This is a genomic window from Methanoculleus sp. (genome assembly GCF_035363275.1).
GTDB lineage: Archaea > Halobacteriota > Methanomicrobia > Methanomicrobiales > Methanoculleaceae > Methanoculleus.
In genome coordinates, this window is record NZ_DAOSET010000026.1 from 18,508 (window position 1) to 39,690 (window position 21,183).

The 21,183-nt window shown below is 61.4% G+C and carries 20 protein-coding genes and 2 tRNA genes; 10 read left to right on the forward strand and 12 right to left on the reverse strand.

Translation table 11 applies throughout. From position 1 onward, the window contains the following. Positions 1-35: 35 nt before the first annotated feature. The 5 genes from PLN84_RS07260 to PLN84_RS07280 all read right to left on the reverse strand — a co-directional run bounded on the left by PLN84_RS07260 (position 36) and on the right by PLN84_RS07280 (position 4,715). Positions 36-1,094 (reverse strand): NAD(P)-dependent alcohol dehydrogenase, encoded by a 1,059-nt coding sequence (locus tag PLN84_RS07260; protein ID WP_292385687.1) that lies wholly within the window; start codon positions 1,092-1,094, stop codon positions 36-38. 243 nt (positions 1,095-1,337) lie between these two features. Beyond that, positions 1,338-1,409, reverse strand: a tRNA-Arg gene (locus PLN84_RS07265). Positions 1,410-1,461: 52 nt separating this feature from the next. Then, positions 1,462-2,493 (reverse strand): hydrogenase formation protein HypD, encoded by a 1,032-nt coding sequence (gene hypD / locus PLN84_RS07270; RefSeq protein ID WP_292558940.1) that lies wholly within the window; start codon positions 2,491-2,493, stop codon positions 1,462-1,464. Positions 2,494-2,557: 64 nt separating this feature from the next. Beyond that, on the reverse strand, positions 2,558-3,484 hold the full coding sequence (locus PLN84_RS07275; protein WP_292385682.1) for a radical SAM protein: 927 nt from the start codon (positions 3,482-3,484) through the stop codon (positions 2,558-2,560). A gap of 49 nt (positions 3,485-3,533) precedes the next feature. After that, a complete protein-coding gene (locus tag PLN84_RS07280) occupies positions 3,534-4,715 on the reverse strand; it encodes a hypothetical protein (protein WP_292385680.1) in 1,182 nt (393 codons plus the stop codon). A 180-nt stretch (positions 4,716-4,895) separates the two neighbouring features. On the opposite strand from PLN84_RS07280, the gene PLN84_RS07285 reads away from it, so the two are divergent. From PLN84_RS07285 to PLN84_RS07305, 5 genes are all read left to right on the forward strand, one after another. Beyond that, positions 4,896-5,627, forward strand: a complete 732-nt coding sequence (locus PLN84_RS07285) for a sugar phosphate isomerase/epimerase family protein (protein ID WP_292385678.1) — start codon at positions 4,896-4,898, stop codon at positions 5,625-5,627. Between the two features lie 79 nt (positions 5,628-5,706). Then, positions 5,707-5,779: transfer RNA gene (locus tag PLN84_RS07290), tRNA-Thr, on the forward strand. Between the two features lie 137 nt (positions 5,780-5,916). Continuing rightward, entirely contained in the window at positions 5,917-6,246 is a 330-nt protein-coding gene (locus tag PLN84_RS07295) for a nucleotidyltransferase domain-containing protein (protein ID WP_292385677.1), read from the forward strand. Continuing rightward, entirely contained in the window at positions 6,243-6,587 is a 345-nt protein-coding gene (locus tag PLN84_RS07300) for a DUF86 domain-containing protein (RefSeq protein WP_292385675.1), read from the forward strand. Before PLN84_RS07295 ends, PLN84_RS07300 begins: the two co-directional genes overlap by 4 nt. A gap of 107 nt (positions 6,588-6,694) precedes the next feature. Beyond that, positions 6,695-7,132, forward strand: coding sequence for an FKBP-type peptidyl-prolyl cis-trans isomerase (locus PLN84_RS07305; protein WP_292385673.1), 438 nt, complete (start codon positions 6,695-6,697; stop codon positions 7,130-7,132). Between the two features lie 69 nt (positions 7,133-7,201). On the opposite strand, the gene PLN84_RS07310 is transcribed toward PLN84_RS07305, so the two are convergent. Both PLN84_RS07310 and PLN84_RS07315 read right to left on the reverse strand, forming a co-directional pair. Next, positions 7,202-7,924, reverse strand: a complete 723-nt coding sequence (locus PLN84_RS07310) for a hypothetical protein (RefSeq protein ID WP_292385671.1) — start codon at positions 7,922-7,924, stop codon at positions 7,202-7,204. Between the two features lie 13 nt (positions 7,925-7,937). Beyond that, on the reverse strand, positions 7,938-9,464 hold the full coding sequence (locus PLN84_RS07315) for a DUF1538 domain-containing protein (RefSeq protein ID WP_292385669.1): 1,527 nt from the start codon (positions 9,462-9,464) through the stop codon (positions 7,938-7,940). A gap of 178 nt (positions 9,465-9,642) precedes the next feature. On the opposite strand from PLN84_RS07315, the gene PLN84_RS07320 reads away from it, so the two are divergent. Then, positions 9,643-9,957, forward strand: a complete 315-nt coding sequence (locus PLN84_RS07320; RefSeq protein ID WP_292385668.1) for a ferritin family protein — start codon at positions 9,643-9,645, stop codon at positions 9,955-9,957. 178 nt (positions 9,958-10,135) lie between these two features. Next, complete coding sequence (locus PLN84_RS07325; protein ID WP_292385666.1) at positions 10,136-10,537, forward strand: cupin domain-containing protein; 402 nt, start codon at positions 10,136-10,138, stop codon at positions 10,535-10,537. Positions 10,538-10,574: 37 nt separating this feature from the next. Here PLN84_RS07325 and PLN84_RS07330 read toward each other — a convergent pair whose 3' ends face one another. After that, positions 10,575-10,838 carry a hypothetical protein gene (locus tag PLN84_RS07330; protein ID WP_292385664.1) on the reverse strand — a complete coding sequence of 88 codons (264 nt, stop codon included), beginning with the start codon at positions 10,836-10,838 and terminating at the stop codon, positions 10,575-10,577. A 61-nt stretch (positions 10,839-10,899) separates the two neighbouring features. After that, positions 10,900-11,982 carry an AI-2E family transporter gene (locus tag PLN84_RS07335; RefSeq protein ID WP_292385662.1) on the reverse strand — a complete coding sequence of 361 codons (1,083 nt, stop codon included), beginning with the start codon at positions 11,980-11,982 and terminating at the stop codon, positions 10,900-10,902. Between the two features lie 255 nt (positions 11,983-12,237). On the opposite strand from PLN84_RS07335, the gene PLN84_RS07340 reads away from it, so the two are divergent. Continuing rightward, a complete protein-coding gene (locus PLN84_RS07340) occupies positions 12,238-13,905 on the forward strand; it encodes a potassium/proton antiporter (RefSeq protein ID WP_292385660.1) in 1,668 nt (555 codons plus the stop codon). A 47-nt stretch (positions 13,906-13,952) separates the two neighbouring features. Here the strand turns inward: PLN84_RS07340 and PLN84_RS07345 are convergent, their stop codons facing one another. Further along, positions 13,953-16,436 (reverse strand): PAS domain S-box protein, encoded by a 2,484-nt coding sequence (locus PLN84_RS07345; RefSeq protein ID WP_292385658.1) that lies wholly within the window; start codon positions 16,434-16,436, stop codon positions 13,953-13,955. A gap of 896 nt (positions 16,437-17,332) precedes the next feature. After that, complete coding sequence (locus PLN84_RS07350; RefSeq protein WP_292385656.1) at positions 17,333-17,791, reverse strand: hypothetical protein; 459 nt, start codon at positions 17,789-17,791, stop codon at positions 17,333-17,335. Between the two features lie 112 nt (positions 17,792-17,903). Between PLN84_RS07350 and PLN84_RS07355 the strand changes: the two genes are divergently transcribed. After that, complete coding sequence (locus PLN84_RS07355) at positions 17,904-19,721, forward strand: C69 family dipeptidase (RefSeq protein ID WP_348531989.1); 1,818 nt, start codon at positions 17,904-17,906, stop codon at positions 19,719-19,721. A 74-nt stretch (positions 19,722-19,795) separates the two neighbouring features. On the opposite strand, the gene PLN84_RS07360 is transcribed toward PLN84_RS07355, so the two are convergent. Next, positions 19,796-20,569 carry a DUF169 domain-containing protein gene (locus PLN84_RS07360; RefSeq protein ID WP_348531990.1) on the reverse strand — a complete coding sequence of 258 codons (774 nt, stop codon included), beginning with the start codon at positions 20,567-20,569 and terminating at the stop codon, positions 19,796-19,798. Between the two features lie 199 nt (positions 20,570-20,768). Between PLN84_RS07360 and PLN84_RS07365 the strand changes: the two genes are divergently transcribed. Then, a partial coding sequence (locus PLN84_RS07365; protein ID WP_348531991.1) for a hypothetical protein occupies positions 20,769-21,183 on the forward strand: 415 nt, incomplete at its 3' end.

Consider the following 21,183-nt stretch of genomic DNA (forward strand, 5'->3'; position numbering starts at 1 on the left):
GTATCTCCGGTATTCCAAAAAAGAGAGGTTGCCGTCTACTCTTCAACGATGACGACCGGTTTGATCAGGTCTTTGGGCTTGTCTTTCATCAGGAGAAGGGCCTCTTCGAGTTTGTCGAAGCCCTTGAAGACGTGCGTCGCCATGAGCGCGGGGTCCATGCGCCCGTTCATCACCACCTCGGCGAGCCGCTCCATCCGCACCCTCCCACCGGGGCAGAGTCCGGTCATGATGTTCTTGTCCGCCATCCCGAACCCCCAGCCGACCCGGGGGACGGGTATGACGTCCTTGTCGCCGACACCGCTGCCGAAGTAGTTGATGTTCGAGATCACCGACCCGGGCCTCGCCACGTTGATCGCGTCCATCATGATCTCGGGGCCGCCGCCGGCGATGATCACGGCGTCGACGCCGGTTCCGCCGGTTTTGTCAAGGATCTGGTCGACGGTGCTCCCGTCCTTGTAACTGATGATGTCTGTCGCACCATACTCTTTCGCTACTTTGACGGAAGCAGGCCGGGTCCCGACGGCAAATATCCTCCCGGCGCCCCGCAGTCGTGCGCCGGCGACACCGCACAGCCCGACCGGCCCGATCCCCAGGACGGCTACCGAGGACCCGATCTGGATCTTCGCGTTCTCGGCGCCCATGAACCCGGTGCTGAGCATATCCGGGAGCATCACCCCGGCCTCAAGCGACATGCCCTTGGGCAGGTGGGCGAGGTTGTAGTCTGCCAGGTTCACGTGGAAGAACTCGCCGAAGACGCCGTCCTTGAAGTTCGAGAATTTCCAGCCCCCGAGGGGCCCGCCGGTCTGCGAGGGGAACCCGCGTTGCGCGGCCTCCGTCTCCCAGTCCGGGGTGATGGCGGGGACGATGACCCGGTCGCCGGGCTTGAAGTCTTTGACCTCTTTCCCTACTTCGTCCACGATCCCGAGGGCCTCGTGCCCCAGGATGAGGTTGTGCCTGTCCCCGATTGCCCCTTCCCAGACGGTGTGGACATCGGAGGTGCACGGCGCGAGCGCCAGCGGCCTGACGATAGCGTCCCTTGGACCGCAGGCCGGTCGGTCCTTCTCGATCCATCCAATCTCACCGATCCGTAGCATTGCTAAACCTTTCATCGTTCACCTCGTTTCGATCCGGCCCGGATAGGTATAAGACTATAAAAAGGTGAGGGGCGGCGAAAAGAACCAGGATTCATAGATTCATAAAGCGAGGGTGAACGATACGCACGGGGGTTCCGACAGGACGCGATCGGCCGGGACCGGGTGAGGGGATCGGCGGACAAGCGCGACGGTCGTGGTGCTGGAGGAACAGCGCCATGAAGGCGCTTGAAAATGAGAAGGAAACGCCCCGGCCGGGATTCGAACCCGGGTCGAAAGCTCCGGAGGCTTTCAGGATATCCACTACCCTACCGAGACTGCCATATGATGTTGTCGTGTATGGTATAAAAGGCCAGCGGAGGAGAGGGCGTCAAACCCTCCTCGATTCGTAGAGGTGCCAGATCTTGCAGGCTCCTTCGTGGCTGACCATGCAGGGGCCCACCGGGGTCCGCGGGGTGCAGACTTTCCCGAAGAGTTTGCAGTCCGAGGGCCGGGCGACGCCGCGCAGCACTCTATCGCAGATGCAGGCGGAGTGCTTGTCCACGTGCCGGATTGTGATATCGAACTTCTTCTGCGCGTCGTAGCCCTCGAACACCGGCTTCAGGCGGAGGCCCGACGCCGGTATCACGGGAAAGCCGCGCCACTCGACGTCGAAAGGCTCAAAGACTTCATACATCAGGCGTTTTGCCTTGACGTTCCCTTCCCGGGTGACCACCCGCGGGTAGGCGTTCTCCACCCGGTGCACCCCCGCGCGGACCTGCTGCACCGCCATCAGGAGGCCGAGGAGGATGTCCTCCGGCTCGAACCCCGCGACGACCTGCGGGACGGGGAACCGCTCGTACTCCTCGTAGCCCATCACCGCGCAGACGTGCCCGGGAAGGATGAACCCGTCGAGCGCCGCCTCCCCCTGGCCGAGGAGCCACGCCATCGCCGGCGGGACGAGCCGGTGGCACGAGAGGATCGAGAAGTTCTCCGGCGGGCGGGCGAGGATCGTGGCGGCGACCGTCGGCGCGGTCGTCTCGAATCCGACCGAGACGAAGACGACCTCACGGTCGGGCTCCCGCCGGGCGATCTCCACTGCCTTATGGACGCCCTGCACCACCCGGATGTCCCCGCCGCTCGACTCGAGCGACCCCTTCGTCCCCGGGACCCGGAGCAGGTCGCCGTAGGTCGCGATGGTACAGTCCCGTTCCACCAGGTCGAGCGCGGCATCGATCTCGCCCTGCGGCGTGATGCAGACCGGGCAGCCCGGCCCCATCACGATCTTGAGTTTCGGGGGGAGAACGCTCCGGAGCCCGGCGCGGGCGATCGCCGCCTCGTGGGTGCCGCAGATGTGCATGAGCGTTATGTCCCGGTCGACGAGAGCGGAAAGCGTCGTGAGTATCTCCTTACCAACCGCCATGGATCCTCATACATATCTTTCGCCGGTACGGCATATTCGTGCCGGTGGTGGATACGGGCCGGGTTCAGGTCGCCCGGTAAAATACGCCCCTCTTTTCTCGCACCGGTTTGACTACCCCTTTCTCCTCCAGGACCCGGAGATACTTCGTCACCTCGGCCGGCCGGAGGCCGGAGGTCCGGGCGAGGTCGGCGACGGTGCTGGGGCGGCGCCGGAGCGTGGCGAGCAGGGTATCGGTGACTTCTCTCGCCTCCGGGACCATCGCCGATTCATCCGGCGCCGCCCCGATCACCTCTCCACCGAGCATTCCGGCGACCCGCTCAAGGGTCCGGGGAGAGGCCGCCCTCACCCGGATATCGGTTCCCGGCCGATCGAGGGTGTTCACCTGGACACGGTCGGGATTGATTGCCGCGACGGCGTCCCTCAGGCGCCGGACCTCCTCATCCGTGTCGTTTATGCCCGGGACGATGAAGACCTCGAGCCGGACCTCGCCGGGATACTCCCGGACGAAGGCAATGAGCCCCGCAAGCACCCGCCCGGCGGTGAGGCCCTGATGCGGGCGGTTGAGGGCCTGGAAGACCTCTTCGGAGACGGCGTCGAGCGACGGCACCACGAGGTCCGCCCGCATCAGGGCGGCACGGACAGCCGGGTCGGGGAGGAGCGCGCTCCCCGTCAGGACCGCGACCCGGTAGCGGGGGTAGCGGTCTTTGACGAAGGCGATGATCTCGCCGATTCCGGAATGCAGCGTCGGTTCCCCGGAGCCGGCGAACGTGACGTAGTCGAGGTCCGGGGCCGTCGCGAGATAGGCGTCGAGTTCCGCGATGACCCGGCCGGTCGGGACGTACTCGCGCCGCTCGCAGGTGAGGTCGGTCGTCTTGCCGCACTCGCAGTAGACGCAGTTATAGGTGCAGGTCTTCTGCGGCACCAGGTCGACCCCGAGCGAGATGCCCAGGCGCCGGGAAGGGACCGGACCGAAGAGATGACGGTATGGCATGAGGGTTATCCGGAGTAGTGTCTGGCATGCGGGAGCATCAGGGTTCTCCTCACGTCTCCCCTATCTTGAGCATCCTCGTGCAGAAATGGTCGACCGAGATGAAGACCGCCCGGTTGAGGCCGTCCGGGCGGGTCGGGGCATCGTCGGCGGTGATGAACTGGAGCAGGTCGACGTAGTAATTCAGCGAGGGGTATCTCCTGCGGAACTCATCCAGGCAGAGGGACGCCTGCCCCCGTCGCCCCCGGAAGAAGGCGTATGCATAATCGATGAGGCAGAGGATGTGGCCCGGCATCTTCATCGACTCGGCATGTCTCCGGAACTCGTTGAACTCTCCCTCGCGGGGGAGGTAGAGGGCGGTTCGGAGGGCGTAGTAGACCGGCTCGAGGTCGTCGGGGAACCGTTGCAGCATATCGCGGATGAGACCCAGGGCATCGTTGAGGTCGCCCTGCTCGAACTTGAGGTGGTAGGTCTCCCGGTAGAAGAACATATCACCGGGAAACCGAACGAGACCGATCTGCAGCATCTTCACCAGCGCCACGTCGTTGTTCTCCTGTTTTGCCCGTGAAAGACCGATCTCCAGGAACCAGCGGTTATCCGGCACCCACTCGGTCGCAAGAAAGATCATCACCCAGAACGGCTCGGCAAGCCACGGGTCCTGTTCGGGTTCCCCCCTGACCAGCCGCTGGAGGCCCGGCCGCAACTGCCCGAGTTCCTCCATGTGCTGGCGTGCGGTCTTTAAGTAGTTCCACCGTTCCGCGGCCGAGTAGCCGGGCTCGGCCGAGCCTTCCTTATACAGGAGATAATGGCAGTAGGCATGCCAGCACCCCACCGTAGCGTCGTGCTTGCGGTACGGCTGGAGGTAGGCCGCCGCCGCAAGCGGCATCCCGATCTTCATCAACTTGACGGCGGCCGCAAGATAGACGCCGGCCTTCCGCTCCTTCTTCCGCTTCATGCCGCAGGCGATATCGCAGACACGGCTGACGAACTTCAAGTCGTCTGCCCGCTTGCTGACGGTAAAGACCCGGTATACGATTGCATCAATGAATTCGTCGTGCGCCGCATCGGGGATGGGGACGCCTGCACGGTCGAGGATCGTGACGACTTTTCCGAAGAAGGAGGGGAAGTTCTCGTCGATGGCTTTGGCATTGGACTCGATGAAGGAGAAGACCTCGGTCTTTGATTTATCGAGGTGGTTTGAGATGACAACCTCCGGGACGAAGCCATCGACCATACCTATTCATTTGGGACGGAGGCAGCATAAACCATACGGATTGGCCCTTTTTACCGCCGGAGAGATGCCCGTGGGGCGGGTCATGAGCAGCCGGATGGCGGGGATGGCAGGACCGGTCGCGGGTATCCGGGCGATGTGCCTATGCCGAATCTATTTATCGTCCCGGCTGGAACACTCTGTATGTTTGGCATCTCCACTTACTGCCTTCACCGCGAGCCGCTCTCTCGCGCACTCGATACTCTCGCCCCCATGACCGATTGCGTGGAGGTGATGGATGAAGGGCTGCACTACCTCGCGAGCGCAGAACCGCTCGAGAGCCACACGTTTCGCTACTTCATCCACGCGCCGTCCCGGGGGGTCAACATCGCAAGTGTCCTTGAGCCCATCCGGCGGGCGAGCGTCGAGGTCCTGACGCAGACGTTCGCCATCGCCGCGGAGGTCGGGGCGGACGTGGTCATCCACCCGGGCTACTATGCGTGGATCGAGGAGCAGGCGCGGGCCACGGAGCGGTTCCGGCAGTCGCTTGAGGAACTGACGGCGGCGGCCGACGACCTCTCGGTCACGTTCTTCGTCGAGAACATGGGGAACTGGGAGTACTTCTTCCTGCGCTCCTGCGACGACCTGCCGCTCATCGACGGGATCGGGTTTGCGCTCGATGTCGGCCACGCGAACCTGAACGGGTGCCTGGACTGTTTCCTCGCTCACCCGACGGCACACTTCCATCTACACGATAACGACGGCACCGAGGACACGCATTCGCCGGTCGGGGCCGGGACGATCGACTTTTCGACCGTGATGGATGCCGTGCGCCGGAGCAGGGTGACGCCGATCATCGAGGTGGAGACCCTCGACGGGGTGACCGCCAGCATAACGGCGCTCGCGGCGATCGATGCCGCGGCTGAGGGGGAGTAGCGAGATCCCGCCCGGTTCTCACCCCGGTCCCGGCCGTAACCTTTTATAGGGTAAACCTCCAACATAATTGGTGCTTCACGCCTCAGTGGCTCAGCCGGTAGAGCGCGTCCTTGGTAAGGACGAGGTCGCGAGTTCGAATCTCGCCTGAGGCTTGGATATCATTTCTTTTTCGAAATTAGATCCCGGTTTTATCCCATCTGTCGCGGAGAGGAACCCCACTCTACTGGCAAAACCTCATATCTCGTGATGGCGAAGAGTTATCATCGGCGAATCCCGGAGGCGATCGATAGTGGAGGGATACCAATCCATCAAGCCAAGGGTTCTGGCCCTTCTTGAGCGTGAGCTCCCGACCCTCCGGGAGAGGTACGGCATCGAAACAATCGGTATCTTCGGCTCGGTATCGCGTGAGGAGGATACACCGGAATCGGATGTGGATGTCGTATACTCGTTCCGCCCGGAGATGGACACATACGAGAATCTACTGGACTTAGGGGATTTTCTTGAGGATTTGCTCCAGAGAAAAGTGGATCTGGTCTCTGTTGAGTGGATGGGCGAGAGATTCCGCGTATGCGTGATGAGGGAAGCCATCTTCTGTACGCCTGAGAGAGGTACGGTATGACGGAGTTGCGGTTGCGATATTATCTTGCGGATATTTATGAGCAATCTGAAAATATCATGAAGGCAACCGAGCGAATGAGTTATGAGGAATTTCTCAAAGATTCGCTGTACAACGCGGGTATCATCAGATTCTTCGAGATTATCGGGGAAACTGCGAAACATGTTCCGGATGACTTCCGGGATGAATACCCGGATATTCCATGGAGAAAGATTTCAGGCCTTCGCGACAGGCTGATTCATGATTATCCTGGCATGAATCTGAAATATGTCTGGACTCTGGCAACGGTAGAAATACCTATTCTGCACCGGCAAATTGGAGATATTCTCGCCGACCTGGAATAAATCATCCACAATGGGGAATTTTAACAGCGCTCATTCAGTGGCATGCTCCGGGATCCGCTGCACCCCAATGAATTAAAACCCCTGCCCGACAAACCGATCAAGCACCCATGCCACCCGTAACCGACGGCGACACCCTGCTCCTGCACTTCACCAGCACCCGCCCCGACGGCGAGATCTTTGAAGACACCCGGTCGGGCGAGCCGGTGCGGGTCACCCTCGGGGCGAACCAGATCAATCCCCTCTTTGAAGAGGCGCTGATCGGAAGAGAGCCGGGCGAGACGGTGACCGTGGTGCTGCCCCCGGAGAAGGCTTACGGGAAGTTTCGCAGGAAACTCGTCGTCACGATAAAACGCAAGAAACTGAAGCTCGATCACGAACCGGCCCCTGGAGACCTCGTCCGGGTCGAGGTGATGGGAAAGCCCTGCCTGGTGACCGTCGTCGACCTGGACGAGAAGAGCATCACCGTCGACGCCAACCACCCGCTTGCGGGAGAGACAATCACCTATACGATCACGGTCGAAGCAATCCTCCAGCGGGCCTGCTAGACCCCGTGCCCGCCCGTAACCTGCAATCGCGAGGGAATGCACGAGACAGCATCGCCGCCCGCCCCCTCTTCACACCTGCTCTGAACCTTCCGGCACTCCCGGGCCCGCGGATAATCCGGCAACGCCGTTCACCGGGAGAGAGAACGTAACGGCCCGGGCATCGGTCCGGGGCCCCGCTTCGGCGACGATCGCCTCCATGATGCGGCATCTCGATTCACTCTTCGTGACGATCAGGATCAGGTCTTTCTCGGGCAGGATGGCCACGCCGAAGAACTTCTCCATCTCCTTTGAGCCGGTACCCCGCGCGTGGACGACGGTCCCTCCCGTAGCCCCTGCGCCCTTGGCCGTCTCCATCACGACATCGGCAAACCCCCGGTTTGCAATAACCACGATCAGATCGTGCTCTCCTCTCTCTTCCATAACTTGCTCTCCCCTCTCTGTTTCCGATATGCCGAGCAGGCATTTCGCTGCCGGACCTCCGCAGACACTCCGGATGGGCAGCGTAAAGGCGATGCCGCGATTGGGTTTATCCGGGCCCACCACTTCACCGACCTGCCTGAGCAGGACGTCTGATGCTTCCGACGACATCGTGCTGAAGAGAAGCATCTTCTCCGTCTCCCCGAGCCCCAGGTAACTCAAGATCTGCGAGTTTGCCGTGCCCCTCCCGAGGGCCAGCAGGTTGAACGTCACACCCTCATGGGTAAACAGGTCCATGACCCGTTCATCCTGCCCGCGGTCGAATATCGTGACCATCAAGACGAGCGGTGCGCCGGGGGATGTCTCGTGCAGCATTTTTCATTCCTCGTTACAACTCAATATTCTCGATATTCTCCTTCTCAAAGGTTTCTCTTCCGGCCCGCTCCTTCTCCGCGGCCTTTGCCCTCCGCAACTTGATCTGATAGACCAATCCTATGACCTGCACCGTTATCAGCGGCATCATGGCCACCATACCAACAATCCCGAACGCATCCAGCAGCAAGGGACCGCCTACGGCATCGGTGGCGCCGAGGGCGAACGGGAGCAGGAATGCCGCCGCCATGGTGCCCGCGGCCACACCACCGGAGTCGAACGCGATCGCGGTGAAGATCTGGGGCACGCAGAACGTCAGCAGGAGGGCGACGGCGTAGCCCGGCACGAGGAAGTACCAGATCTCAATACTCGTAAGAATTCGGATCATGGCAAGGACAAGGGCAATCCCGACGCCGATCGAGAGGGCCAGCATCATGACCCGTCGCGAGATGGCGCCGTTCGTGAGATCCTCGATCTGCTTGTTGAGGATATGCACGGCAGGCTCCGCGGCGACAATGAAGGAACCGATGACGAGGCCTAATGGGATCAGGATCCAGTTGTACGGCAGCGACGCGATGGCACGCCCGAGGTAGGTCCCGGCGGGCATGAACCCGATGTACACCCCGGTCAGGAAGATCGTGAGCCCGAGGAGGATGTAGACGAGCCCCACGCCGATCCGGATCAACTGGCTTCTCGGCAGCCTCAAGCGCAACATCTGAAACGCCCCGAAGAAAACGACAATGGGCAAGAGGATGAGGCAGACCTCTTTGAAGAACCCGACCAGCCCCCCGGCATACAGCGCCACCAGTTCCCCGATGCTGTCTGCCGTGGCGGGGGTCTCAAAGGCGTAGCCGGTACCGGTGGGGTCGTAGAATATCCCCATGATCAGAACTGCCAGGATCGGCCCTATCGAACAGAGGGCGCACAACCCGAAACTGTCCTCCTCGGTACTCTTCCCTGCACGGACCGCCGAGACGCCGGCACCCAGTGCGAGGATGAACGGCACGGTGATGGGGCCCGTGGTGACGCCGCCCGCATCGAACCCCACGCCCATGTACTCCGGTGCGGTGAACGCGGCGACGATGAAGATCAGGGCGTAGGTGAGGATGAAGAGGTGGGAGATCCTGACCTGGAAGAGGATCCGCAACATGGCGATCACGAGGAAGATGCCCACGCCGAAGGCGACCGTGGTTGCGAGGACAAAGTCCGGCACGGCGGGGACCTGCCGGGTCAGCACCTGCAGGTCGGGCTCCGCCAGCGTCAACGCCAGGCCCAGCAGGAAACTGATCAGGATCATCAGCCAGAGGTTTCGCGACTCGGTCAGTTTCGCGCCTATCAGTTCGCCCATCGGCATCACGGCCATGTCGGCGCCGAGGGTGAAGGCGCTCATGCCCAGGATGAGCAGGACGACCGCCGGGAGAAAAAGCACCAGCGTGCCGAACGGCAGGGGCGCTAGAGTGAAGTGAAGCAGAAGAATAATAACCGCAATCGGCAGAACGGACTGTGCCGATTCTTTCAATTTATCCACCAGCGCTCTCTGCATACTCTGCGTCCTTGATATAGTTCGATACCGTGCGGATATATTTCTTCGTGATGCAACCGTCCGGGCGCGGAGCACCGCCCCGAACGGGCGGGACCCAACCTATATATGCCATGGCACCGCACGGCCCAAAACGGGGTCCGCCTGGTTGGGCCTCCATATCGAAGAGGAGACCGATGATATGCCCGAATTCAGCCATCCCTTTGCCGGGAACCACATGGAACGCAGACTGGACCGGGGAGAACTTATCCGGGCGATCCGGTTCTCGATCGCCGCCGAGTACGAGGCGATCCAGCTCTACGACCAGATCGCCGAGTCGACCGACGACCCGCTGGTCCGGAAGGTGATGCGCGATATCGCAAACGAAGAAAAGGAGCATGCAGGAGAGTTCCTGCGTCTCCTGCGGGAGATCGACCCTGACGAGGAGGGATTCTACCGGCACGGCTATGCCGAGGTCGAGGAGATGATCGGAGAGGTGAAGAAGGGCGGGGAGTGAGGTTGATAACACCCCGGTGGGGACCGGCACCTTCGGTTCCGGGATCAGGGGGATCCGGCGGAGAGGAACGCTCCCGCCTTCCTGGGCCGGGCAGCGCCTGCCGCAACCTAAATGATAAATAGTCCCGGCGCAACACATTGCAACGTATAAGCACTATCCCAAAAGGGAGGTCACACCAATGAAGAAAGGATTTATGGCAGATATCGAGACCGAGACCGTAAAGAACAACGACTTCCGCAGGGTCCTCTACACGGGGAAGTTCAGCCAGCTCGTGCTGATGTCGCTCAAGCCCGGCGAGGAGATCGGCGAGGAAGTCCATGACGACGTCGACCAGTTCTTCCGGTTCGAGGAGGGCGAGGGGAAGGTCGTCATCGACAACACCGAGTACAAGGTGAAAGACGGCAGCGCCGTGGTCGTGCCGAGCAGCGCGAAGCACAACGTGATCAACACGTCAAAGACCGCCAACCTCAAACTCTACACGATCTACTCCCCGCCGGAGCACCAGGACAAGGTCGTCCGGAAGACCCGTGAGGAGGCCATGGCCCAGGAAGAGCACTTCGACGGCAAGACGACCGAATAACCCTCCCGGGCACCCCATCTCTTTTTTGGGACGATGATCAGTCCCGCTCGATCTCGCCGCCGGCCTCCCGGATGGTCGTCTCGATCAGCCTGAGCAGGTCGGGGTCGTGGGTGGCAAAGTCCAGCATCGAGAAACCCGCCACAAGCGGGATCGGCTTGAATATCGCAAGCGGCTCTTTCCCGTCTCTCTTCGGGCTCTCGCCCGGGGCGATGACGGCGGTCGTTCCATCCGCCCAGACGGCAAGGTTCCCGTAGCCCTGTGCATCCCAGATCTGCTTGATGATCTCGCGTGTGTGGAGCATACTCACTTCCTGATAGGGAAGATGCCCGCCGGGATATCAACCTTCCGGGGGGATGCCGCTCCTACCGGGCCTCCGGCGCGCCGACGCCGCTGCCTTCACCCGGGGACACCCCCATAAAGAGGTGGTCGACCCCCAGGAGCGTGTTCACCCAGGCCCAGTCCTCGCTCGCCTGGAGGAGCATCAGGACGATAAGCGTGAGCGGAACGGCGAAGATCATCCCGGCGACGCCGAGCGCCCATCCCCAGAAGATGACCGAGAGGATGACCACGAGGGCGGGGATATCGAAGCGCCGCGATGCGAAGTGCGCAAAGATCGGGTTTTCTACCAGCGCGTTCAGGATGGCGACGGCTGCAATCACCGCAATCGCGCCCCAGGGCCCGAACTGGAGCCAGGCAAAGAAGACCGCCGGGAGTGCCGCGACGATCAGGCCGATGTAGGGGATGTATGCGAGCAGAAACGTCAGCACCCCCCAGAGGATAGCCGAATGCACCCCCATACCCCAGAGGAACGCACCGAAGAGGAAGCCGTGGACGAGGTTTGCCTCGGTCCTGACGATGACGAAGTCGATCAGGAACCTGCTCATGCGGGAGAACGCCTCGACGGTCTCGGTTCGGTCTCCCGTCACCTTCCGCAGGCGCTCAGGCATCCGCGGGGCCTCGAGGAGCATGAAGATCGTCGTGACTGCTATGAAGAAGAGATAGAGCAGAAGGTCTGCAATACTCACGGCGGACGAAGAGAGGAACCCGGCAAACCGCTCCAGGCTGACGGCGGATGGAGAGAACGAGCCCGTCTCGATACCGGACCGGTCCAGGAAGGCGAGAGCCTCCGAGAGCCTGGCGGTCAACTCCTGCTGGTAGAGGGGAAGATCCGCGATCAGGCTCTCAAACGAGAAGAGGACGGTGTAGCAGATGAGCAGGAGGAGAAGTGAGGCGATGACGGCGACCACACCGACGGCAACGCCCTCCGGCAGACCCCTCTTGCGGAGCGCTTTCGCCGCGGGATAGGCGATCATGGCGAGGATCATCGATACAACGATGAGGGTGACGATATACGAGATCGCCTGGATGCCGATGATGAGGAATATCGCCGCCGTCAGTAAGACTACGGTGCCGAGGGGCCGGGGAAGAACGGGAGTCTTTGCCATGCTGAGTGACGTGTTTGGCAACTATATCAATGCCGCGAAATGCCCCGGCGACGGTGAGGACGGATCCGGCCGTTCTACTCCACTGCCCCGACACCACCGGCCTCCGGAGCCTCCCGGACGGACGGCTCCAGGGTACTCCCGGCGATGCAGGTCAGCCTGCCGGGGAGTGCCCATGCCCCCGTTGACCGGGGACCTTCTGCTCCGTTCCCTCGCCCCCAAAGGTTAAACCCTCTCAACGGTGAGTTATACACACAGATGGTGCTCACTCTCGAACTCGTATTTGTCGGCATAGCGACGCTCTTCCTGATCAGCATCATAGCAAACAAGTTCTCAGAGAGGCTCGGGGTTCCTGCACTCCTTATCTTCCTCATCGTCGGGATGCTGGCTGGCTCGGAGGGTCCGGGCGGCATCCCGTTCGACGATCCCGCGATTGCACAGGTTATCGGCATCATCGCACTTGCGTATATCCTCTTCTCGGGCGGTATTGACACCCGGTTGGAACAGATCCAGCCCATTCTCTGGCCGGGGATCGCCCTCTCCACAATCGGCGTCGTCCTGACCGCTGCCCTTCTGGGCATATTTGCCGTCGTGGTCCTCGGGTTCCCCCCGCTCACAGGTCTCCTTCTCGGCGCGGTCGTCTCGTCCACCGATGCAGCAGCGGTCTTCTCGGTCCTGCGGACGGCACGGGCACGCCTGAAGGGAAACCTGCGGCCGTTCCTCGAGTTCGAGTCGGGGAGCAACGACCCCATGGCGGTCCTGCTCACCACCGGGATCATCGGCCTGATCCTTACTCCGGGCTCATCGATCCTGGATCTCGTCCCGACGTTCGTGCAGCAGATGGCGGTCGGGGGCCTGCTCGGCTACGCGCTCGGCAAGTTCATCGTCTATCTCCTGAACCGGATCAAGCTGGAGTCCGAAGGGCTCTACCCGGTGCTCACCCTCTCGATGGTGCTGCTGACCTACGGGCTGACCACCGTCCTTGGCGGAAACGGGTTTATCGGGATCTACATCGCCGGGCTTGTCGTGGGCAACAGCATCGTCGTTCATAAGAAGAGCCTGATCCGGTTCCACGACGGGATCGCGTGGCTGATGCAGATCGTGATGTTCCTTGCGCTCGGGCTGCTTGTCTTCCCCTCGGAGCTCGTATCGGCGTTCGTCCCCGGCCTTCTCGCCGCCCTCCTCCTGATCTTCATCGCACGGCCGGTCGCCGTCATGCTCACGCTGCTCCCCTGGAAGATGCCGCTGAACGAGAAGGCCCTGGTCTCCTGGGTGGGGTTGCGGGGCGCCGTCCCGATCATCCTCGCAACCTACCCCCTCGTCGCAGGGGTGCCCGGTGCAGAGATGATATTCAACATCGTCTTCTTTATCGTGATCATCTCGGCGCTGGTTCACGGGACGTCGATCCCCTCCGTCGCCCGCTGGCTCGGTCTCGCCGCCCCGCTCGAGGAGACCAGCAAACTCTCCCGGGAGTTCGAGGTGGACCCCGATACCCAGAGTGAGCTGCTCGAAGTGGTCATACCGTGCGACGCCACAGCAGTGGGCAAGCAGGTCGTCGACCTCGGGCTGCCGAGAGGCGCCCTCATCATCCTGCTGCAGAAAGGGGAAGAACGCTTCGTCCCCGGCGGCAGCACCGTCATCGAGGCCGGCGACACGCTCCTTCTCCTGACGACGGACGACCTGGCGGATACCGTCCGCGCCAGACTGCTCAGCCCGAAAGAAAAGAAAGAGACACCGCAATCAACAGCCCTCACCGTGCAGGAATCCCCGGAGGGTATACCCGATGTCGACAGGATCCCCTCCGGAACGGCGACCCGGGTCCGAGCGCAGAACTCGCCGGAGGATATACCCGACGTCGACCCCCTCCCCGGGCAGGAGGATTCATCGGAGGATACGACCGGGAGCGACCCGTCATTGCCGCGGTGAGACCGGGGGCGGGGAGGCGAGAGCTTCTCCGGTCATTGCCGTAGGCCTCAATCCTGCTTCGCCAGCGTGAGCGTGAACCGGAATGCCGCCCCGTCCTCCGGACAGCCGGGCACGCGGTCCTCGATCCAGATCCTTCCTCCGTAACGCTCGACGAGCGTCCTGCATATGAAGAGCCCGAGCCCGTCGCCCTTCCCCCGGGCCTTCCCCCGCTCGAACCGGTGGAAGAGTTTCCCCTTCACGTCGTCGGGCACGCCGGGTCCGTTGTCCTCGACCGTCACCAGCACCTCGCCGTCCCGCTCCTCCGCCCGGACGACGATCTCCACGTCCGGGCCGCCGAACTTGACGCTGTTGCCGATGAGGTTCATGAAGACCGTGGAGAGGAGATTGTCCGCCAGGACCTCGAGCGGTGGGACCTTCTGCCGTATCGATGCTCTGCTGAAATTTCCAATCTCCTCTTTTATGACTCCGTTGAGGCTTACCGGCGCGAATTTCGTCAATTCTGTATGGATCCGCCGGATTGTCGCCACGTTCATGAGGATCTCCGTGCTCCGCGCGATGCTGTCGTGGAGTCTTTGAGCGTAGGTCTTCTCGGTGCCCTCAAGGAGGTCGAGCATGAGGTCGGCGTAGATGCCCGAGACGTTGTTCGCGTTCCTGATATCGTGCGTCATGATGTCGAGATACAGGTTTGCCTCCCGGTGCGCCTCCTCCAGACCGGCGATCAACCTGTTCCGCTCCTTTTCGGCCTGTTTTCGATCGGTGACGTCGCGAGCGTTCACGATGAATCTCCGGTCTCTCCCCTCCCCGAGCAGGTTTGCACCCGTAACGTCGAGGAATATCCACCGCCCGGCCGCATGCCGGATCCTGATCTCGAAGGTGAGTCTCGCCGATGGCCGGGTCGCTGCGGTTCTCATCGCTTCCACCACCCCCGCGAAATCATCGGGATGCGTGAGGTCGAGTATGTTCATGCCGATGAGGCCTTCAGGGTCGTAGCCGCCGATCCGCTTCACCGAGGGGCTCGCATAAGTGATGCACCCGTTCGTGTCGAGAAGTATGATGATATCGGACGCGTTCTCGATGAGAGAACGGAAATGTTCCTCGCTCTCCCGGAGGACCCGGTTGAGATGCACCAGTTCGTTGCTCTTCTCCTGGAGTTGCCCGGTGGTGAATTGCAGTTCTTTGTTCTGGACCTCCATCTCTTCGGCGAACTGCTGCAGTTGTTCCAGGAGCTCCTGCCTCTGTGCTTCCACCCGTTTCAGTCCGGTGATCTCCGTTCCGACGGCAATGATTCCGGTGATCGCTCCCTGCAGATCCCGGAGAGGCGTTTTTGTCGAGTAGTAGATCCGATCGCCGATCTCTTCCTCAAAGGTCTCGGTGATCCCGGTCTCCATGACGCGCTGCTCGTGGGCTACGATGGGTTCCCCGGCCTCCGGACCGAGGAGTTCGGCTTTCGACTTCCCGAACACCTCGGGGTGCGGTCTGCCGATCATCCGGAGCACGGCAGGGTTGCAGATCACGAGCCGGCTCCGGCGATCGGTGACATAGATGGGTGCCGGCGTATTCTCGCAGATGGCATTGAGGATGGCGTTGGCCTTCGCGAGTTCGTCCGTACGTTCGATCACGCGCTGCTCGAGCGTCTCGTTCAATCTCTGCAACGCCTCCTCGGCACGCTTGCGCTTTGTAATGTCGATGCCGACCTCTAATATGTGGGGGGAGCTGTCCGCTTCGGTGAAGGGGAAGTCGAAGATATCGTAATCATGGTTGTCCGGCCCGGTCCACTCCCAGTGGTGGGGCGCCTTTGTCTTCAGGACACGATAGGTCTCGCAGTTCTCGCAGGGCTCTGTGCGTGAGAAGAGGTACTCGTAGCAGCGCCGGTCATCCGACTCCCCGAATCGTTCCCGGAAGAAACGGTTCGCGAAGGGCACCCGATAATCCGGCGAGAGCAGGATCACGTACACCGGCAGCGTCTCCAGGACGTCGTAGAGACGCTGCCGCTCGGCCTTCACCGCCTCCTCCGCCCGGACGCGTTCGGTGATCTCCGCCTGCAGGGCCTCGTTCATCTCCCGGAGCCTCTGGGTGCGCTCCAGAACGCGCATCTCCAGTCTGTCGTTCGCTCTCTTGAGCGCCTCTTCGGCCCGTTTGCGCCCGGTGATGTCCTGGCCCTGGGCGATGACCGAGGTGACCGTTGCCCGATCGTCACCGTACACGGCGGCGGAGTTCCAGAGGACCGTCCGGATCCTGCCGTCTGCCGTGAGGATGGGGATCTCGACGGTCTCCCACCGCTCCCCTGCCGTCGTCTTCCGGATGAGATCCATCAACTCTTCACGCCGTGTTTCGGGAAAGAGGATCTCCGGCGACCGGCCGATGACCTCGCCCGCGGTTCGACCCGTCAGCCGCTCGAAGGCGTTGTTGAACCTCGTGATCCTGAGGCCTACGTCCCAGACGATGATGGGGGCGTTCGCGTAGGTGATCAGGTTCTCCAGGTACTGGGTCGTTTCGGCCATCCTTTTGAGCAACGAATCATCCAGTGCCAAATCTCGGATTCTCCTTCAAACGACGGGTTGCCAGGCGGAGCGAGCTCGCCGGAAGCCCGCCCCGGCTGGCCGGGGCGTTTCACCGGTCTTGTTGTTCTCGGCTCCGATATGCTTCATCCTTCACCTTCGGACATCTGGGTTTTGCTCTCCCTGAGCGGGATGTATACCGCCCCTGTGGCAGGAGTATCTTCGTGCCCACTTTCGCCATTTCTGCCTGAAATCCTGGATTCCTCACCCCGATGGCGACAGTGGGGTTCTCAGGGTGATCATGCCTGCCATCCCAAAAGAATCTGATAACCCATCCTCAAAAACTACTGCATTCAAAGGATTTCGGTCCATTATGGCTATCCCAACAGGATCTTTGTTCTCTGGAGCCTTCTGTTCCGCCCCAGGTCTCGAAAGCCAGACGAAGGGTGTTATCGATATCCAGCCTATTTTATGACCCGTAATGGCAATTTAATAATTCAGGATCTTCTGACTCAATCAATGTCGGTCCTGAAGTAGTTTTGGGACTATCATGCTATTCAATGTTGTCTTTGTATATCCTGTAAGTGTGGCGAGACCGTTTCGGGTAGATCCGGATTTTCTCGTGACCTCGTGCTTCCGGATACGTTCGGAGATGCCGGCGGCCGTCCCGGAGAGTTACAATTCCGCGTTCCGGGTACAACCGATCCGCTCCGGAGCGTGTCGCCAGCAGTCCGGCGGTTCCCTCATTCGAGCCACGTTGCGGAGCAGCACGTGATCGGAACGATCGGAACCAGAGCGATCCCTGTCGCAAGTGACGTCCGGCCTCTCTCTTCCGGGACGCCGTTGCCGCCTCTCCGCATCACCGGTAAATCCTACCCCGTACGGGGGATACGCAGGGCCGTGAAGTGAGGACGCGAGGCTGTCTTTTGCTATTGCGGGATCAATCCCCGCTCGCGCAGCAGTTTCTGCTCGTCCCCGGTGATGTACCCGAATATCCGGGGTTTTTCGCCGATTGTCTGGACAAAGTAGATGTTCTCGAAATCAATTTGGTCATCGCTGCCGTCCTTCCTCCGATACACCGATACCCAGTGCACCTTTGCCATCAGGTGATAGTCGTCGAGAGGTGTGACCGCAAGCGACGCGACCCTCATGGATTTCGTCCCGATGCTCCGGTAGAACTCAAACCCCTTCGGGATCTGAGCGCGGAACTCCTCGCCGTTCCTTCCGCAGGAGACACCGTTCGGGTCCGCCGCGATGATGCAATCGGCAAACGCCTCTGCCGTGGCCTCGACGTCGATCTCCGGCGCATCGACAAGGGCCTTGTTGAAGCCCGCCGCATACGCAGCAAAGAAGTCTTCCATCATGCTCAAACGTACATCTGGGTCCATTATTTTACGAGCAGCCTTTCCGGCCTTATATGCTTTGTCTTTCCGTTCTGCCGTGCCGAAACAGTAACGAACAATTCGCCATCCTTTTAAGTCCGGGTTATCATTTTTCTTTATGCGAAAGCGTGTGGATATGACTGTTTTCTTACGAAGCGCCCTCTGCCTGTTCGTTGCATCCCTGGTGGTCTCGAATGCAGCGGCATGTACCGTCTTTGCGATAACGCCCGGCGCATCCGAAGACGGGTCGATGTACGTCGGGCACACGAACGACGGCGTCGGGAAAGACTGGAGGAACATCGACGACATCAGCATACTCTACGTCCCCGCGGCCGACCATGCTCCCGGAGAGAAGAGAGCAATCGTTTTCGATCCCGACAGCGGTTCGGATACGGCGGGAGGTGCGAGCGGCGGTGATTCGCGCATGGTTCTCGGGTATATCGACCAGGTGCCGCACACCTACGCCTACTACACCGGCTCGTACGGCATGATGAACGAGCACCAGCTCCTCTCCGCCGAATGCACCGAATACGCGAAAGTCGAGCTTGATGCAGCCGAAGGAAAGCGGATCTTTTACTCCTCGGAGCTCTCGAACGTGGCACTCGAGCGGTGCACGAAAGCACGGGAAGCGGTTAAACTGGTCGGCGACCTGATCGACACCTACGGCTATTACGGAACCGGCGAGACGCTCGTCTTTGCCGACCCGGAGGAGGCGTGGGTCATTGAGATCTGCTCGAGCCTCGATCCGGAAGACGGCGGGGGCCTCTGGGTCGCAGAGAGGATCCCCGACGGGGAGGTCTTTGTCGCGGCAAACGAGTTCAGGACCCGTGAGGTCGTTCCCGGAAACCCCGACCAGATCTACTCAAACGAACTCTTCGACAAGCTTGAAAAGGCAGGCCTGTGGTCCCCTGCAGACGGCTCCCTCGACTGGCTCGAAGCCGTCAGCTACGGTGAGTATGCGCATCCTTACTACTCGTTGATGCGGGTCTGGCGCATCCAGGACCGGCTTGCCCCGTCGCTCAACCTGAGCCTGTACGTCGAGAACTCGTACACGAAGGCGTACCCGTTCACCGTTACACCCGACGAGAAGGTCAACCTGACCGGGGCGTTCTCGCTCTTCCGGGACCACTACGAGGGAACCGAGTTCGACCTCTCTACCGGCAAGGCCGCAGGGCCGTTCGGGAACCCCTACCGGTACTTAGGGCCTGCGGATGCCCACACAGATTTCCAGAACGCGTCGTACATGGAGGTCCGTCCCGGGGCGAATCCGCGGCCGGTCTCGGGGGTCTTCTGCAGTTACAGTTACGTCGCCCAGGCACGCTCGTCCCTCCCCGATCCGGTGGGAGGCGTGCTCTGGTTCGGTCCGGCGGTCGCGTACGAGACGGTCTATGCGCCGATGTATGCAGGCTCGACAAACGTATCCGCCGCGTACGCGGCCGGCGACCGGTTTGAATACGATCCAGACGCCGCCTACTGGACGTTTGATTTTGTAACGAATTGGGCCATGCTTCGCTACGACGCGATGATCGACGAAATCATCGCGAAGCAGGGCGAACTTGAAGCAGAATCGATAACCCTCATGCAAGAGACCGACCGAGAGGCGGCCGAACTCATCGCCGCCGGAGACGATGAAGGAGCGGCACGTCTCCTGACGAACTTCACGGTCACGCGGGGCGACGAGATCATCGACGAATGGCACGGTCTCGCGGGCACGCTGATCGTCACGTATTCAAACGGCCTCATCACCGATCCGGCGACGGGGGCAGTCGAGGAACCCGGGTACCCGGGATGGTGGCTGAACGAGACCGGCTACCAGTACGGGCCGCGGGTCTACGAACTAGAGGAACTCCACGCCGCCGGCGGGCTGAACTATACCGCTAATACCGTCTTGGTCCCGAAGAACGCAACGTTTGCCGAGATCCGGGAACTCATCTGATCATCTCTTTTTTGCACCCTAACACCAGTCGCCGGTCGAAAATGTTTCGCATTTCTCCAGCTCCTGCTGGGCGCTTACGCGTCCACCAGTCGCTTATTGCTCCGGTCTATCTTCTTCATCACCTTCCCCCAGGTGCCCGTCGTGAGGAAACTCTCCTCCATGAAGCCGACCACCCGGGTAAACTTCTTCATGGGAAAGGCCATCGTCAGGACGTCCAGCGGGACGCAGGGCCGTGCCGAGGGGTCGAACATCCCGAGCACCGTTCTTGGTTCCTCGCTCTGCTGCTCGAGCCAGGGAAAGGTAAAGACCGAGCTGCACCCGGCGCCGAAGGGAGCGATGACGCCGTACGGGTCGGCCCGGTCGAAGTTCGCAAGCGTGAAGAGGCCGGAGAGCACTTCCGGGCGGGCGAAGAAGACGACGGCGTCCGGGTTGTCGGCCTCCGTGAGGTTGTCCCAGCGCTTGAAGACGATGCTCCTTCCCTCTGTCGGTATCCGTGCGGTTCCCCGGTCGAGTTCGTCGACGATCTCCGGCGTCTGCTTGTAGCGCTCCCCTTCCATCTCACCGGGTTTCCCGGTGGAGAGGAAGTAGCGGAAGTCGGGGAACCGCTCTGCGTCGTAACCGAGGTAGAACCTCCCGCCGCGGCAGCCGATGGAGTCCTCGGAAAAGACAAGGCTCTTTCCGTTTCGTACCTTTACAAGGTCGCAGACGAAGCACCTCCAGCCTTTCGGGGCGGGGGCCTTCTCCACTTCATCGGTCGCGCCTCCGACCTCGAAGGCGATCGGGAGTTCTGTGCCCGGGAAGTACTTCTCGTGGAGTTCAATGTAGGCGTCGCGCAGTGCGGTATCCATACGGTTCTGTTCCGGGGGAACGGCGATTAATTTTCTGATCCGCCTCCCGGTCGGGGAGCGTACACCCGGCGGCCTGTCACCATCCGGTCAGGGAAGTGGGGTATGACCCGGGCGCTATCCGACCGCCGGGAACCGCACACGAGCCGGCTCGACGGGAAAGATCGAAATGTATATATTGTCAACCCCTGAATGTTGACGCATGCCTATCCCCTTAAACGACAGGCAGTTTGCGTTCTGGCAGCTCCGCCGCACCGGCCTCCCGAACGTCAGCATCGCAGACCGCTTCCGCATATCCCGCCAGGCGGTCTCGAAGGCGCTGCTTGCCATGGACCGGAAGGTCGAGGAGACGCTTCTAGAGATGGCGCAGGCGAACCAGATCGAGGTGGAGCGCCTGAACGCGGAGATTGGCGTCCTCTTCGGCCGCTCCGTCCCGTTTGATGCGGCTGCAATCGTCTTCGTCTCGGCGGACCGCGGGGTGCAGGTCTGGTACGAGCACGAGGGCGACTGCGGCGCGTGCCAGCGGTACGCCCGGTGCATCGAGCTCCTCTGGGGCTACGCCGACGAACTGGGGATTACGCTTGAAAAGACCGACGACCCGACCCGTATGGCCGACG